At 44.8% G+C, this 14041-nt stretch carries 13 protein-coding genes, 1 tRNA gene and 2 rRNA genes; 7 read left to right on the top strand and 9 right to left on the bottom strand.

Annotated features, from left to right (window positions below):
* Positions 1-6 precede the first annotated feature (6 nt).
* Together IE064_RS02230 and IE064_RS02225 are read right to left on the bottom strand one after the other, a co-directional pair.
* On the bottom strand, positions 7-813 hold the full coding sequence (locus IE064_RS02230; RefSeq protein ID WP_189616038.1) for a hypothetical protein: 807 nt from the start codon (positions 811-813) through the stop codon (positions 7-9).
* Between the two features lie 279 nt (positions 814-1092).
* A complete protein-coding gene (locus IE064_RS02225) occupies positions 1093-3477 on the bottom strand; it encodes a phosphatase PAP2 family protein (protein ID WP_189616036.1) in 2385 nt (794 codons plus the stop codon).
* Positions 3478-3735: 258 nt separating this feature from the next.
* Between IE064_RS02225 and IE064_RS18275 the strand changes: the two genes are divergently transcribed.
* Entirely contained in the window at positions 3736-4425 is a 690-nt protein-coding gene (locus IE064_RS18275; RefSeq protein WP_189616034.1) for a helix-turn-helix transcriptional regulator, read from the top strand.
* Positions 4426-4493: 68 nt separating this feature from the next.
* Positions 4494-5243: an SDR family NAD(P)-dependent oxidoreductase gene (locus IE064_RS02215; RefSeq protein ID WP_189616031.1), complete on the top strand. Its 750-nt coding sequence runs from the start codon at positions 4494-4496 to the stop codon at positions 5241-5243.
* A 223-nt stretch (positions 5244-5466) separates the two neighbouring features.
* On the opposite strand, the gene IE064_RS02210 is transcribed toward IE064_RS02215, so the two are convergent.
* Positions 5467-5724: a hypothetical protein gene (locus tag IE064_RS02210; RefSeq protein WP_189616029.1), complete on the bottom strand. Its 258-nt coding sequence runs from the start codon at positions 5722-5724 to the stop codon at positions 5467-5469.
* Between the two features lie 199 nt (positions 5725-5923).
* On the opposite strand from IE064_RS02210, the gene IE064_RS02205 reads away from it, so the two are divergent.
* A complete protein-coding gene (locus IE064_RS02205) occupies positions 5924-6361 on the top strand; it encodes a DUF6942 family protein (RefSeq protein WP_189616027.1) in 438 nt (145 codons plus the stop codon).
* Between the two features lie 51 nt (positions 6362-6412).
* On the opposite strand, the gene nadE is transcribed toward IE064_RS02205, so the two are convergent.
* Positions 6413-7243 (bottom strand): NAD(+) synthase, encoded by an 831-nt coding sequence (nadE, locus tag IE064_RS02200; RefSeq protein WP_133039065.1) that lies wholly within the window; start codon positions 7241-7243, stop codon positions 6413-6415.
* 466 nt (positions 7244-7709) lie between these two features.
* Here nadE and IE064_RS02195 point away from each other — a divergent pair, with 466 nt between their 5' ends.
* The 4 genes from IE064_RS02195 to IE064_RS02180 all read left to right on the top strand — a co-directional run bounded on the left by IE064_RS02195 (position 7710) and on the right by IE064_RS02180 (position 11742).
* Positions 7710-8384 (top strand): response regulator, encoded by a 675-nt coding sequence (locus tag IE064_RS02195; RefSeq protein ID WP_133039064.1) that lies wholly within the window; start codon positions 7710-7712, stop codon positions 8382-8384.
* On the top strand, positions 8375-9724 hold the full coding sequence (locus IE064_RS02190; RefSeq protein ID WP_189616025.1) for an ATP-binding protein: 1350 nt from the start codon (positions 8375-8377) through the stop codon (positions 9722-9724). The genes IE064_RS02195 and IE064_RS02190 overlap by 10 nt, the downstream gene beginning before the upstream one ends.
* A 323-nt stretch (positions 9725-10047) precedes the next feature.
* On the top strand, positions 10048-11310 hold the full coding sequence (locus IE064_RS02185; protein ID WP_189616022.1) for an HD-GYP domain-containing protein: 1263 nt from the start codon (positions 10048-10050) through the stop codon (positions 11308-11310).
* Positions 11311-11430: 120 nt separating this feature from the next.
* Positions 11431-11742 carry a DUF3135 domain-containing protein gene (locus IE064_RS02180; protein WP_189616021.1) on the top strand — a complete coding sequence of 104 codons (312 nt, stop codon included), beginning with the start codon at positions 11431-11433 and terminating at the stop codon, positions 11740-11742.
* On the opposite strand, the gene corA is transcribed toward IE064_RS02180, so the two are convergent.
* The 5 genes from corA to IE064_RS02155 form a co-directional block, all read right to left on the bottom strand.
* On the bottom strand, positions 11743-12690 hold the full coding sequence (gene corA / locus IE064_RS02175; protein ID WP_133039143.1) for a magnesium/cobalt transporter CorA: 948 nt from the start codon (positions 12688-12690) through the stop codon (positions 11743-11745). It lies immediately after the preceding gene.
* A 105-nt stretch (positions 12691-12795) separates the two neighbouring features.
* Positions 12796-13155, bottom strand: a complete 360-nt coding sequence (locus tag IE064_RS02170) for a hypothetical protein (RefSeq protein WP_189616017.1) — start codon at positions 13153-13155, stop codon at positions 12796-12798.
* Between the two features lie 130 nt (positions 13156-13285).
* A 5S ribosomal RNA gene (gene rrf, locus IE064_RS02165) occupies positions 13286-13401 on the bottom strand.
* Between the two features lie 36 nt (positions 13402-13437).
* Positions 13438-13513 (bottom strand) — tRNA-Val (locus IE064_RS02160).
* Positions 13514-13807: 294 nt separating this feature from the next.
* Positions 13808-14041 (bottom strand): 23S ribosomal RNA (locus IE064_RS02155); the annotation flags it as partial.

Raw genomic sequence — 14041 nt, 5'->3', positions numbered from 1 at the left:
GTGAGTCTAGTGTTCACTCTCATCGCCAGTAAGTGCAGCCACCATTGCCACCAGCTCCGGCGGGGCCAGTGACTCATAACACTCCAGCATCCGCAGCAAGCGCTCGTCAGCTATCTGGTTAGCACTGTAACGATAACTATGGCGGTTTAGCGCCTGATTGTAACAGTGTCCTAACCACTGTTGTTTCTGTTCTAGGTGCTCCAGCAGTTGCAACAATTCGTCAGCAGCCTCTGCGGACAATTCTAGCGCCATCCTTTGCTGATAACGTTTAAGCTGGCGGTTGGTGAGCAAAATTTCAGACAACTGCACAGCCAGCTCCACAGCACCCGCATTATAGTCAGGAACCTGTGCCAGTATATCACGCGCACGATTAAGCACCTGGGGTTGCTGTATCAAGCGCCGATCATGTTCAAGCGGCAGAATTTCAAACACGTGGGAATTTAAGCTAAAACAGATATCAACAGCACAATCGATTTCGATTGTCACGCCCTGGCGCAGGGTACTTATAGCCTTACCACTGCTGATACCCGATGCAATATATAACCTGAATCCCTGCCCCAAACTGCGAGAAATCGGTGCTGACAGCGGCAGGTTGTCAACGGAGTCCAACACATCCAACTGCAAGAAGGGTTGCTTTCGCACTAAATTGTGCATTTTTGGCGTAATTCGTTCGCACACTACCCATTCTAATAATGGATAGCTGGCGAAGTCTAACAGTACAAAATCGCTAAACTGTTGTGGCACCGTCAGCAATAGCTGCTGTCGCCCGGTCATAGTTAATTCTGTTGATAAGGTAAAATATTGGCCTAGCACGCGATAACTCCCTGTATACAACGTCCATCACCGCGGAACACACAAGTCATCATGCATTTTAATGCTAAATATTCTGGAGATCATCCAGTAACACTTGAAGGGGGTTTCAGTTTGTCGCCAATTAATGTCTTAGCACCAGTATAAAAGCAACACTGACTTAGATTATCCAGACAATGCTTTTTTAGTTTTGCCTGTCTTGTGGGAACATGCCAATATCTAGTTCTTAAAACTCATATAGTTATAGAAGTCAGCCCCATTTTCATGGGGCTGACTGATGGACTATTTTTTAGGTGTTACAGTAACGGTAGTGGAGGTATCGGTGTAAACCACCGCCACGTCATACGAGGAACCAGACGCATCCTTGGCACTTATGTTGCCGTCAGCAAATTTGCCTTCCAGATGCGGGCTATTAAGTACCGTATAACTCGTTGCCTTAGCCAATGTTGGAACCTGTAAATTGAGTGACAAACTGTCTCCAGACAGATAAATACCTTGGGTCGCATTGAGCTGTGCATTGCGGTTGAGATCAAGCGTCAATACCCCACCATTCATCACAAAATCGGTAACCGTTAAGCCACCTGCTGAAGCATTTTCAGCCCCATCGGCTATCGACACCCTTACAGTACCGCCATTTTGATAAAGCGTGTTGCTACCGAAAGCAGAAGCTGACGCAGCGGTTAAGGTACCTTGTTCAACAACAGTACCACCGCGATAACTATTATCGCCACCAAGATAAAGTACACCACTGCCACTTTTCTCAAGGCGTCCATCGCCGGAAATGTCATTCATCCAACGGTCAACAGCATTAAAGCCGCCGCGGCTAGCATCCATGTATACCGACACATTGCTGTCAAACGCGGCGTAGCCATCTGCCGCATCAACCAAATTGAGGCGGCCCCAACCACGTGATTTGTTGATAACTGGATAATTCGAAGCAATTTCAGTGCTAGCTAAAATCTGGCGGCGCTGGTTGGCATCCAAATATGGGAAACGCGTTTTTAGAAGCACTTCTGCACCTTTTGGTACTTCGGGTGCTGTACTTTCTTCAGCCAAAGGCGTGAAGCCATAGGTCATACTTTGGCGATAACGCGCTTTCATCGCTTTTTTGTCAGCATATTGGTCGGCTAAGCTACAGGGGTTAGTCTCATCAGTTGTACAGTGGGCATAGTCATAGATGGTGTTGTAACCGGCCGTTTTGGCCTTGGACAAAAAGTATTGCTGTGCTTGTGCCACTGCCGCCTCTGCCGCGGGGGCATTGTTAGTATCGTAGAGCATAGCTGCCGCAATGGCGGTTGCCATAGTACGTCCACCAATAACATCTAATGGCGAGTGCATCCCCGCAATGATACGGTCAGTCCCCAAATCCCCCGCACGCGCCACCATTTCGGCAAAGCGCTCGGGGATGGCATAGGCGTAAATCAATCCACGGTCAAATGCTTCAGCAGTGTGTCCGCTAGGGAATGCGCCATCTTTTGCTCGACTTGAATATAACGCTGGGAGGCTATTTACCGCAGTCTTTGAGTCACCTTCGAATTCACTGTAACTGTTAGGCACACCATCATTGTCAGTGTCTTTCCCATAGTATGTTGTTCGCGCTGCGCACAACAAACCAGTAATGGGTAGCACAATAGGATTGACCGGCCGTTCGTAATATTTGTAAGCATCAACTGATTGACCATCAAGCCCAAGGCATGCGTCTTCTTCTAGCACGTCAAAGTTGGTGATGGTGCTATATATAGTGGCCGAAGGGTCATTAAAGTTAACGGTGCTGTAATCGTCGGCATTAATTCGCCATGGTCGGGGAGACTGGAAATGGTATTTAGGGGCTTCAGTAGATGCACCATAAGCAGCAACCGTTTGCAATAATGTCACGACATCACTCAGTTCCGTCGCGTTACCATTAACTGACGTAGTACCAAAACCAGTCCTAGTTGAATTCGCTAAATGCTCATAGAGATCGCCATTGTACTTGATGTTTTCGATATCAAGTACATTGGCCACACCACTCACAGCGTCAGTCAACACGACATCGCCATTAGCATTCACGCTATAGGACGAAGTCGCATTCGCACCACTACGATAGTCTGCAGTCATTGGGCCCAGCCCAGAAGAGATGCTGAAGCCTTTATCACGTTGATCATCCAAGTAGGCCGCCACTTTTTCAGCCTTGGTTGATTTTTCAACGACCTGTTTTACGTAATTAAAGTTTTCCTTCCAGACACTTTCGTTGCGGATCTGTTCATGACTAAAGTTGAAGGGTATAGCATAAGACGTGCTGTTAGTACCGCCCCCCACAACCCCAGGGTATGACTCATACCCTTCAGCAATCGCCTTGGATTCGGAAGAACCTGCCATTGCCCAGATGTCATCTCCGGCATACCAAATATCGTCAAAACCACTCAAGATTTGAATTAAAGGACTTACAGAAGGCTCAAAAGCGACAATATTGCCATTATTATTAGTAACTGGAAGATTACCATCCACCACTGCAATTGCATTGCCGGATAGAACGGGCTCAGCGACACTTTGTGGTGCCGAGCTCCCCGTTGGCATTCCCGGATTAGTGTATGTGGCGGTCTTGTCTTCGCTAGAAGAGTTACAAGCGGCAAGGGCTAAAGCAACTGCACTGATAACAAATACCTTAGCACACGATTTGGTGACCATAGTTATGAGGCCTCATAATAGAGTAGGTAGGAGGTTATTTGGGTTAAACTAGGTCGGCCAATCTACCGGTACATAATGACAAACAAATTAAAGAAAAATGATGATATGTATATTTTATACTTAACGCTCATTCGAAAATTGGCTTAGAAAACGATAGGGATATGTAGAATGAAACTGATGTGGTGTACCATGTTTGTACTTTCAGTCAAAGCACTATGACATCATATCAGGTGTTTTCTGTATCGATGAACTATCAGTATGAGCCGAACTAAAAGACTTCTTGAATTGCTTGAAATTTTAAGGGCTCATAGATATCCAGTCACTGCATCGACAATTTCTGAGAGATTAAGCGTCAGTGTACGAACGGTTTATCGAGATATATCAGAGCTACAACAACAAGGGGTACGTATAGAAGGTGGAGCTGGCATCGGGTACATCATTAAATCTGACTACCACCTACCACCGTTAATGTTCTCGGCACACGAAATAAACGCGTTAACACTCGGTTTAAATTGGGTCTGTCAGAACACCGATCCAGATTTCAAAAAAATCGCGAAGAACACTATCGCCAAGATACATGCTGTTATTCCCGATAATCTACGTGAACACATTGAATATCAATCTCTTATAACTGGACCTGATAACACAAGAGAAACATTCTTCTGTGACATACGTCGTTCAATCAATACATGTTGCAAAGCCAAACTTAGATACATAGATAAGAAAAGCACTGTTTCTTCACGCACTATATGGCCTATCGCCCTAGCCTATATGGATTCATGTTGGTTACTTGTTGGATGGTGTGAAATGCGGAATGATTTTCGACACTTTAGGACTGACAGGATCATAGATTTTTCGCCAATGGACGCAAGATATAACGAAAGAAGATCGGTGCTACTGAATAGGTGGAGAAAGGCTGAAGGCATGAGTATTGGACAAGAATACTGACAAAAACTGTCACGCCCCACTTATATGCTTCTGTAAACACAGACCAAAATGTTTTTACGGGGACCGATATGAATTTTCAAGGAAAAGTTGCATTAGTTACAGGGAGCACCACTGGAATAGGTGAAGCAATTGCCGAACGGCTACATCAACATGGCGCTAAAGTAATCATTGCGTCTAGGTCATTGCAAAAAGCCCAGCAAAAAGCACGTTCATTGTCAGCTGATGGGCAAACAGCCTTAGGTATCGGGTGTGATGTTTCAAAACCTGAGCAAGTTTGCCAGTTAATACATGGATCAGTAAGTCATTTCGGAAGGCTCGATTATGCGGTTAACAATGCAGGGACTACCGGGGAACACAATAGAAACATAACCGAACAAGCGGAAGACAATTGGGAAAATGTCATAGCTAACTCATTGAGTAGTGTTTTTTACTGTATGAAATATGAGATACCGGAAATGTTAAAGTCCGGTGGTGGCGCCATTGTTAATTTGTCAGCCGTAAATGGGTTGGTGGGGATTGCCGGACTCGCACCTTACACAGCCGCAAAGCATGGCGTTATTGGCTTAACTAGGTCTGCGGCCTTAGAGTTTGCTTGTAAAGGTGTCAGGGTTAACGCAGTGGCACCAGGATATGTGAGCACTTCACGCGTTAATGAACTTCCTGAAGAAATTTTAAGGAATTTCGCCAACAGCCACCCCATGGCAAGGATGGCAAGAATGGATGAAGTAGCCGAATTTGTTATGTTCTTACTGTCAGAAAATGCGTCATTTTGTACAGGTGGAATATACCCTATAGATGGGGGCTACCTCGCGAGATAGTCAGTAATTATCGCGACCGTCAGTTATTGACGGTCTCATAGACACCAGCAAACTAGATGCCTTAAACCGCCCCTATCCAGTCGTTGATGCAGCCCAAATCTGCAATGATCAAATAAAACCGAGGGAAGTCCTTTCAAACGATAACCACCTACTAAAGTAGGTGGTTAAAATGAACATATATCATTACGCTAGTCTTTTATTTTGGCAGCAATATGAGTCTTGTTCAGGCATCAAACATCACTAAATCAAACTCGGCAACATCCGCTAGGCGAATGTAGGTGAGTCCTTCGATTTTAGCTGTCGGTCTACCGCTTTTGAGATGATGCCCATTACTTGAACTGTAAAAAAAACCTTTTTCATCTACAAATCCCTGGGCTGAGCCATGGTTGGATGCACGCTCATAAAAAAAACCATTAAGGAAGTAACCCTGCGGGACTTTGCAACCTTTAGCCATCAAACCGTACTTGATGTTACGCTTCATAATGAATGCTCCCTTTCAATACTTTGCTCCGTTAATAGAGCTTAGTCTGATGCTAATATCATAGGAGATATTTTTTGCGGTTTTGTGAAGTTATTGAGTCTAAGTGGCGTTTTCGCAAGATATTTCACGCAAGTGAACCAATGTGTATACGGCGACCAATAACAAGATTACCAATCTGATTTTATTGAGGTTTTTAGTAGTGAAAATCGGAAACCCAGAAGCGCAACATCTGATTTATTTACCACATTCACCTGTCATCCCAACCCACTGGAGTTGGCAGCAAACTGATGCAGCAGAGGCTCTTATCAGTGCTAATAGCAATCACTGGCGCAAAATTATGGTGATTGCGGCAAAAATTTTTAGCCCTGATGAAAATTGGCGTAGTTATCTACAAGCCAAGTTGTTTTGGGAGTTGTGTTTGTATACGGAGCCAAGTAAACAACTACCTGTCGAAGGTATTCAACTTATCTGTGGTAAAGCCGCAGGAGAAATGCTAAAAATCAATGCTCATGATGCGATTCCACTGCTGTCTGAGCCCAAGCTGCAGCGGCTAAATGAAAAGACCTGGTTGGTCCCCTACCTTGATTATCGCCAGTTTCCTAATCGCATGATCGCTTTATTAAGACTGGCAATTTGAAGCATTTAAAATGAATAAATGCCATCTATTAAGATGGCATTTTCAGAGGAATTAATCATAGATAGTGGGGATAGGACGACGCTTGTGCTGAGTAGCCTTATAGATATTGATAACACGTTCCTCCACTTCAGGGGCAACGTCTTTACCTTCAAGAAAGTCATCAATCTGTTCGTATGTCAGTCCCAAAGCCACTTCGTCTTCCAACCCTGGACGGTTAGACTCCAGATCCGCAGTAGGAGTTTTATTAACTAACGACTCTGGGGCACCCAAAAATGATGCCAACTGCCTCACCTGACGTTTATTCAAGCCAAACAATGGTGCAATGTCACAGGCACCATCACCCCACTTAGTGTAAAAGCCTGTGACATTCTCAGCGCTATGATCGGTGCCAACCACCAACCCGCCCACAATACCCGCGACTTCATATTGCGCAATCATACGCATCCGAGCTTTGACATTGCCTTTAACAAAATCGACTTTGGCATCATCTGGCTCCAAGATAGATGACGCTTCTAAGCCAGAAAGCACTTGGTGATGAATACCTTCAACGCCGTCATGAATATTTACTGTTACCTGATGCGTTGGCTTAATAAATGACAAGGCCAATTGCGCTTCATCTTCATCACGCTGTTCAAGATAAGGCAAACGCATTGCCACAAAACGATATTCTTCACTATTGCTTTCTTGATTAAGCGACTCAACCGCTAACTGACACAATCGTCCGGCAGTGGATGAGTCGACCCCGCCACTAATTCCCAGTACCAGCGCTTTACATTTTGCTTCTTTTAACTTGGCTTTAAGAAACGCCACTCGGCGATCTACTTCGAACCCAGGTTCAATCGTCTTAAGTACCTTCTCTTCTCGAATGATTTGTCCTTTCACAGTGGGCTCCGTCTCAACTTTGTAGCAATTGAATTTTTGGCAGTAACTTGAAGAAGCTGCCTCCTGGACCATTTAATTAATATGTTGTTTTACCTAGGTCCGCAGTCACAACGGGTTACGATACCACAAATTTACTCGTAGAAAAGTCATCAATATGCATGGTTACATGCTGAACTACTGCTACCGAGGCCACAACTGAGAGACTGGATTTACCTGTAGCTATCTGTTTTATAATAGCGGTTTTATCGATGTTCACTGCCAGCATAGGTACCGAGGTTAACAGCTGTAAAACGCTGGGCTCAGTCTTTATGAAATATCCGATTCTGTTTATTGTATCGTACGGCATATCGAATGGCGGTAATTGTGTCAGCCTAGGTTAAGTATTTTTGCAGTACACTTGCAGCCTTGGACAAAATGTAGTGTTGCGCTTAACACTGACAATTAAACCAAATTAAGGATGGACGATATGAGAATTCTGGTAGTTGAAGACGATCCTTTACTGTCTCATCATTTAAAAGTGCAACTGAGTGAATTGGGCAACCAAGTTCAAGTTGCGGGAACGGCTAAAGAAGGCTTCTACCAGGCCACCAATTATCCTATAGATGTTGCGATCATAGACTTAGGCTTACCCGATCAGGACGGCATATCTCTGATTAAGCATCTGCGCGAAGCCGAACTGAAAGCTCCGCTATTAATCCTTACTGCTCGTGTTAATTGGCAAGATAAGGTTGAAGGGCTGAATGCTGGCGCCGATGACTATTTAGTGAAACCATTCCAGAAAGAGGAACTAGTTGCACGTTTGGATGCGCTGGTGCGCCGTAGTGCGGGTTTTGTTAAACCCGTTATCCAAAGTGGGGAACTATCGTTGGATCTGGCCGCCAAGCAAGTCATGATGGGTGAGGAATTGATGGATATTACCGCCTTTGAATATCAAATACTGGAATATCTAATGCGTCATAATCACGAAGTGGTCGCCAAACAACGTTTACTGGATGTCATTTATGGTGACAAAGAGGGGGATCCAAATACCATAGAGGTGATGGTGAGCCGACTTCGTAAAAAACTGACCCGTGATGGTATTGAAAACCCCATTATTACCATTCGTGGTCAGGGCTATAAGTTTAATCTTCCATGCAATTAAGACTCAAACCTAAAAAACGCCTGCTCACTCGTATGTTTTTGACATCGCTGTCAATTATTGCATTAGTGGGCTTTGGTCTGGCATGGATGGTCAATATATTACATGCCCAGAATAGTTATAACGAAGAAACAGCCCAACTAATCGCCGAGATCCCTCAAGTCGCAGCGGAACTGCGCGAGCATGATCTGATCCCAGACACTAGCGCTTGGCTTGAAGAAAACAACAAGCAGGAACGCTATGTCATGGCCTCCTGTGACAGTGAATTCAAGCAAGTGTGGACGTCCTCTCTGGCCGTAGACCGCGGTTTATTCGACATCTGTGAACGTTTTGACACCATTCGTAGTGGGGTCCCTCCCTACTATCTCAACATGGCCGATAAACGAGGTTATTTCGCGTATCTCTTATCGGTAGATATTGCAGGTGTTCACTACAACCTATTAGTGTTGAAAGATGCGGAAAAGATTGAACAAGAAGCCAGTAAATTTGCCAAGCGTACCTATATCCGGTTGGCGTTAGTATTAACGCTGGCCCTGCTGTTACTCATCAGTGCCGCATACTGGGGGATGCAGCCGTTAGTGCGCATGCGCTCAGAATTACAGGCGATTATCAAAGGCAAAAGCAAATCTCTGTCTGCAGGATATCCTGTAGAACTTGAGGGCGTAACTCAAGCCCTCAACCAACTCTTATTGCAATCAAGCTCTCAACAACAGCGTTACCAGAACGCCATGAACGATTTGGCTCACAGTTTGAAAACCCGTCTCGCAGCGGTTCACGCCATTACCGATGATGCCACACTAGATCGCCAAGCCATCTGTGAAAGAATTATGGATCAGGTCAGTCAAATGGACTTACTGGTCAAATACCAGTTAAAGCGAGCCATGTTGGGCAGAAAGGGATTAAAGCAAGTACGGACGCCGGTTAAACCGCTGATAGATCAACTTTCTCAGATGTTATTTAAGGTGTATCAGGATAAAAAAGTACGCTTTTCCGTGAATGTTTCCGATACATTGACATTCCCCGGCGATCACGGCGACTTGATGGAATTGTGCGGTAATTTGATGGAAAACGCATTTCGCCTTTGTATCAGCGAGGTACGGGTAAGTGCCAAAATGGACAAAAGTGGTTTTGAACTGTTAGTCGAAGATGACGGCCCCGGCGTTGAAGACAACTTGAAGCAGAGAATTATTGAGCGAGGTGTTAGAGCCGACACTCAATCACCGGGGCAAGGGATCGGACTAGCCGTGTGTAATGAGATTGTTAATAGCTACGGAGGAACACTGAAGATTGAAGACTCCTCTTTGGAAGGTGCCTGTTTTCGTATTAACATTCCACTCAGTTAACACTCATTATGCGAGATTATTGCTGACCAATACGTTTATTAATGGCTAGTATTAGTTTTTACGTTATGAATGATTGACCCAAATCCAACCACTACAGCTATACCGACATCAGTTTGGTAAAGTAGCATTAAAGATACTTGATCAAGACCGCGACAGATACTCGGCAAAACATGCCATAATTCATTCTTGAGCAGTTGGGAACTTGGGTACACTGACGGATTACAGTTTACCGTTGCCTCTTTAATATACAGGCTATAACGTTAATTTCTTGTAATATAGCTAACCTCCGAACATTTGACAGGTAACCAAACAGAAGTTGTCTTATGGGTAAAAGCCTCTTTGTGTCAGTCCAACAATTACAAGTTGGCAATTATGTAAGATTACCGGTGTCATGGAAGGATCACCCTTTTTTATTCAGTAGTTTCAAACTCAAACAGCAAGCGCAGATTGAGTTAATCAAGAAACTTGGCATTGACGCAGTATATGTAGATCTTGGACGCAGTGATACTGAACCACTAAATGACCAGCAAGCATCTGATATTCAAGAGCATTCTGCAGAAGATCTTGAACAACTACATGGGCAGATGGAGCAGTATAAAAAAGAACGCATCGAAGTATTACAACGCATGCGCAGGGAGCTGCAAAAAACAGAAGAACACTTCTCTCGTTCTCTCGCACGCATGCGCAACCTGATTGGCAAGTTGCGCAACAGACCGCTGAACGCTGTACATGAAGCAAAAGAATTGGTGGCTGATATCACACAGGAATTACTGGCGTCAGATAATCTGGTACTGCATCTGATGTCTGATCAAGACAAAAGTGACGGTATCTATTTCCACTCATTAAACGTTGCAGTGTTGTCCATGTTGATCGCCAAAGAACTTGGTTGGGAGCGGGCAGATATTGAAGCTGTGGGACTGGGAGCGTTATTCCATGATATTGGCAAATTGAAGTTGCCAAGCCAGCTCATGCGCAAACAAGAGCCGTTGACAACACCGGAACAGAATCTATACAACCAACATCCTATCTTAGGCAACGATCTCCTGAAACTGGCAGAAGATTTTCCCACGGCATCAGCAGAGATTGTGACAAACCATCACGAACATCTCGATGGTAGCGGAACACCGAAAGGCCTAACGGCTGAACAATTAAGTAACCCTACTCAACTTGTTGCCGTGGTTAACTTTTATGATGCGCTTTGCCACCCTAGCCAGCAACAGCAAGCTAGAACACCTTATGCGGCATTAGGTTATCTTTATAAGCATTCCAAGGGCAAATACAATCAAGAATACATTGGAAAAATGATAAAAATGCTGGGCATATATCCGCCAGGCTCAGTGGTGGAGCTATCATCTGGCCAATTTGGTTTGGTGATGTCGGTAAATTTGGACAAGCTCTTATTGCCGAGGATCTTGGTATATGATCCCATGGTTCCTAAAGATCAGGCACCAATTATTGATCTTGAAGCTGAAGGATTAAGCATTGTGCGCTGTCTGCCGCCAGCCGCGCTGGCCGAGAACATCTATAAATACCTGAACCCAAGAGAACGGATCAGTTACTACTTTGGCAGTGAAAGTAAAGGCTAATACATGTTCCTTAAAGTGATGATCTAACCTTTTGCCATAATCTGAACTAATCTTGTCTTAAGAGGATCCGCTAGCACTTAGCGGGTCATTGCCATGGAAGGTATAACTTGGAGAGGCAGGATGACAGAACTACCAGACTTCGATACATTGATGTGGCTGGCACAACACCAGCCGGAAAAACTTGACCGACTGCAACAAACACTCAGCAATGAACTCATTGCGGAATCCGATAGCAATCAAGAACAACTGCGAACAATCAACACCCACTTACGGCAACGATTAGCACGATGCAATAATCCCTACCATCGTTGTATCATCACGATCCGCATGATGCGCAACAAGTTTTCGGCATTAGCCACTGTTCTAGAAAATCCGGAAAGTTACCGAAGCCAAAAAGCTGAAATCATCCCACTCAGACGAAAATCGGTCTGATCACAGCCAACCTTTGCGCCGGAAAAACAGATAAGTACCGGCGGCACTGGCCAACATCATCATAATCGCCATCGGATAGCCCACATACCAGTCCAGCTCTGGCATATGCTTAAAGTTCATTCCGTAACTACTAGCTATAACGGTAGGCGGCAAGAACACCACGGCGGCAACCGAGAAGATTTTAATGATTTTGTTCTGTTGTAAACCACTAAAGCCCATTGCGGCATCCAGCAAGAAATTTAACTTATCGAAAATGAACTGGCTGTGTGGCATCAGGGATTCAATATCCGACAACATTTCGCGCATGTCTTTGAGTTCGTCCTCACTCAGTTCACGGCGATAGTATTTCTGCATGTAGCGTAACGAGCGTTGTGTATCCAGCAAACTCAAACGGATTTTGCCATTAGAATCTTCCTGTAAGGTGATCATCTTGAAGACATCATCCAATTCGGCACTTTCAAACACCTGCTCACTGACATTTTCCAAAACTGTATATACGTCTTCGATAAGGTCAGAAAGATATTCAACTTTAAGATTAAATAGCTCCAGAAAAAGGCTTTGAGGAGTCACAACCTCAATCCGGCCTAACCGCAGGTAGTTGCGCAGTAAACGGATCAGGCCGACATCCTCTTCGCGGATGGTCAGCAGAAAACTATTTCGCAGGTTAAAGGAAACGTTCACACCACGAACATCTTGCCCCACCCTCTGTGGAAATAACGAGTTAATATGCAATCCGTCGCTGTTTTGATAGAAACGCGCAGACGCTTCAATTTCGTTGATGTCTTCCTCGTCAGGGACTTCTTCAACAGAAAAACGTGCTAGCCAATCTCGCTCATCGTCATCTGGTCGAAACAGATCAAGCCAAAGCGTGTCTTCTGGAATACTCTCCTCAGGTGAAAGCTCTACTATTTTTAGCTGTTGATGCTGGTAGATATAGGCGGTGATCATCATGCCCTCCTGAAGAACTTGCCTGCCGAACACACACTTCGGCAAAAAATGCAGCTAGTTTACCTGATAACAAATCAATGAACAGTATCATCTGAGCAGACTGCTTTACTTATCATCAATCACTAAACGCTCATCGCGCGACAAACGGATCCTTAGCCCATCGACTGTAATTAACTCATTGGTAGAAATGTCTTTTTTTCTCACTTGATAAACATCTCTACGGGACTCTGTCGGCGACACCAGCGTCACGTTTACTACAGTGTAACCATCGAACCATTGCCATGCCATGAATCCACCGCCAAGCAATGCTAATGCGATGAGCACAAGTGAAAACAAGTAATTACGGATCTTACTGTCTGAATGCTTATGGTACACCCTTTCATTGACATTTATATGGCGTTTGGCTGCCAGCATCCGCCATGCGAATACGACCACAAGAACCGTTAGCAGAAGTTTGGTCAGCATTTTGAAATCCAGTTATTCCAGTTGTCAACTAAGCCATTTTACAAAATTAATAATGATAACAGTGCGCTATTAAACACAAAAGATAAGGCTCAGGCAAAACAGTTAGCGGTTAAAAGCAAAAAGGCCTNGCGCTTGGCGATGACCTACTCTCACATGGGGAGACCCCACACTACCATCGGCGCGATTGTGTTTCACTTCTGAGTTCGGGATGGAGTCAGGTGGTACCACAATGCTATTGTCACCAAGCAAATTCGTTAATTTGGAAAGCTGTTGCTTTGATAATGGTGGTCGCTACTGGGTTCGAACCAGTGACCCCCTGCTTGTAAGGCAGGTGCTCTCCCAGCTGAGCTAAGCGACCTTATCTTGTCTGCTGTCACGCTAACGGCATTGTTTCCTCGCTCCGGTGCTTGTGTACTCTTGTACACGCCGTGCCTCACTCGTCACAGCTTTGTTAGCCTGACACCAAGCCTACGTTACATTTTTTAGTAGTAGTTCTCTTACTTCAACCAAGTCTTGCAATTCTTTCAAGGGACGACCTCCAAGGATGGAGGAAGTGCTAGAAAATGTGGTGACCTACAAGGATGTAGGAAATACTTTAAATGCTTGGAGCATTTTAAAGTAGAACATTTTCAGTAAAACCCATCTGGGTTGTATGGTTAAGCCTCTCGAGTCATTAGTACAGGTTAGCTCAACGCCTCACAACGCTTACACACCCTGCCTATCTACGTCCTGGTCTCGAACGGCTCTTTAGTGGACTCAAGTCCAAGGGAAGACTCATCTTGGGGCTCGCTTCACGCTTAGATGCTTTCAGCGTTTATCAATTCCGAACATAGCTACCGGGCAATGCCATTGGCATGACAACCCGAACACCAGCGGTTCGTTCACT

The organism is Shewanella fodinae (genome assembly GCF_014651955.1).
Classification (GTDB): Bacteria; Pseudomonadota; Gammaproteobacteria; order Enterobacterales; family Shewanellaceae; genus Shewanella; species Shewanella fodinae.
Note: the sequence above shows the minus strand (reverse complement) of the source record. Positions and strands in the feature narration are given on the sequence as shown.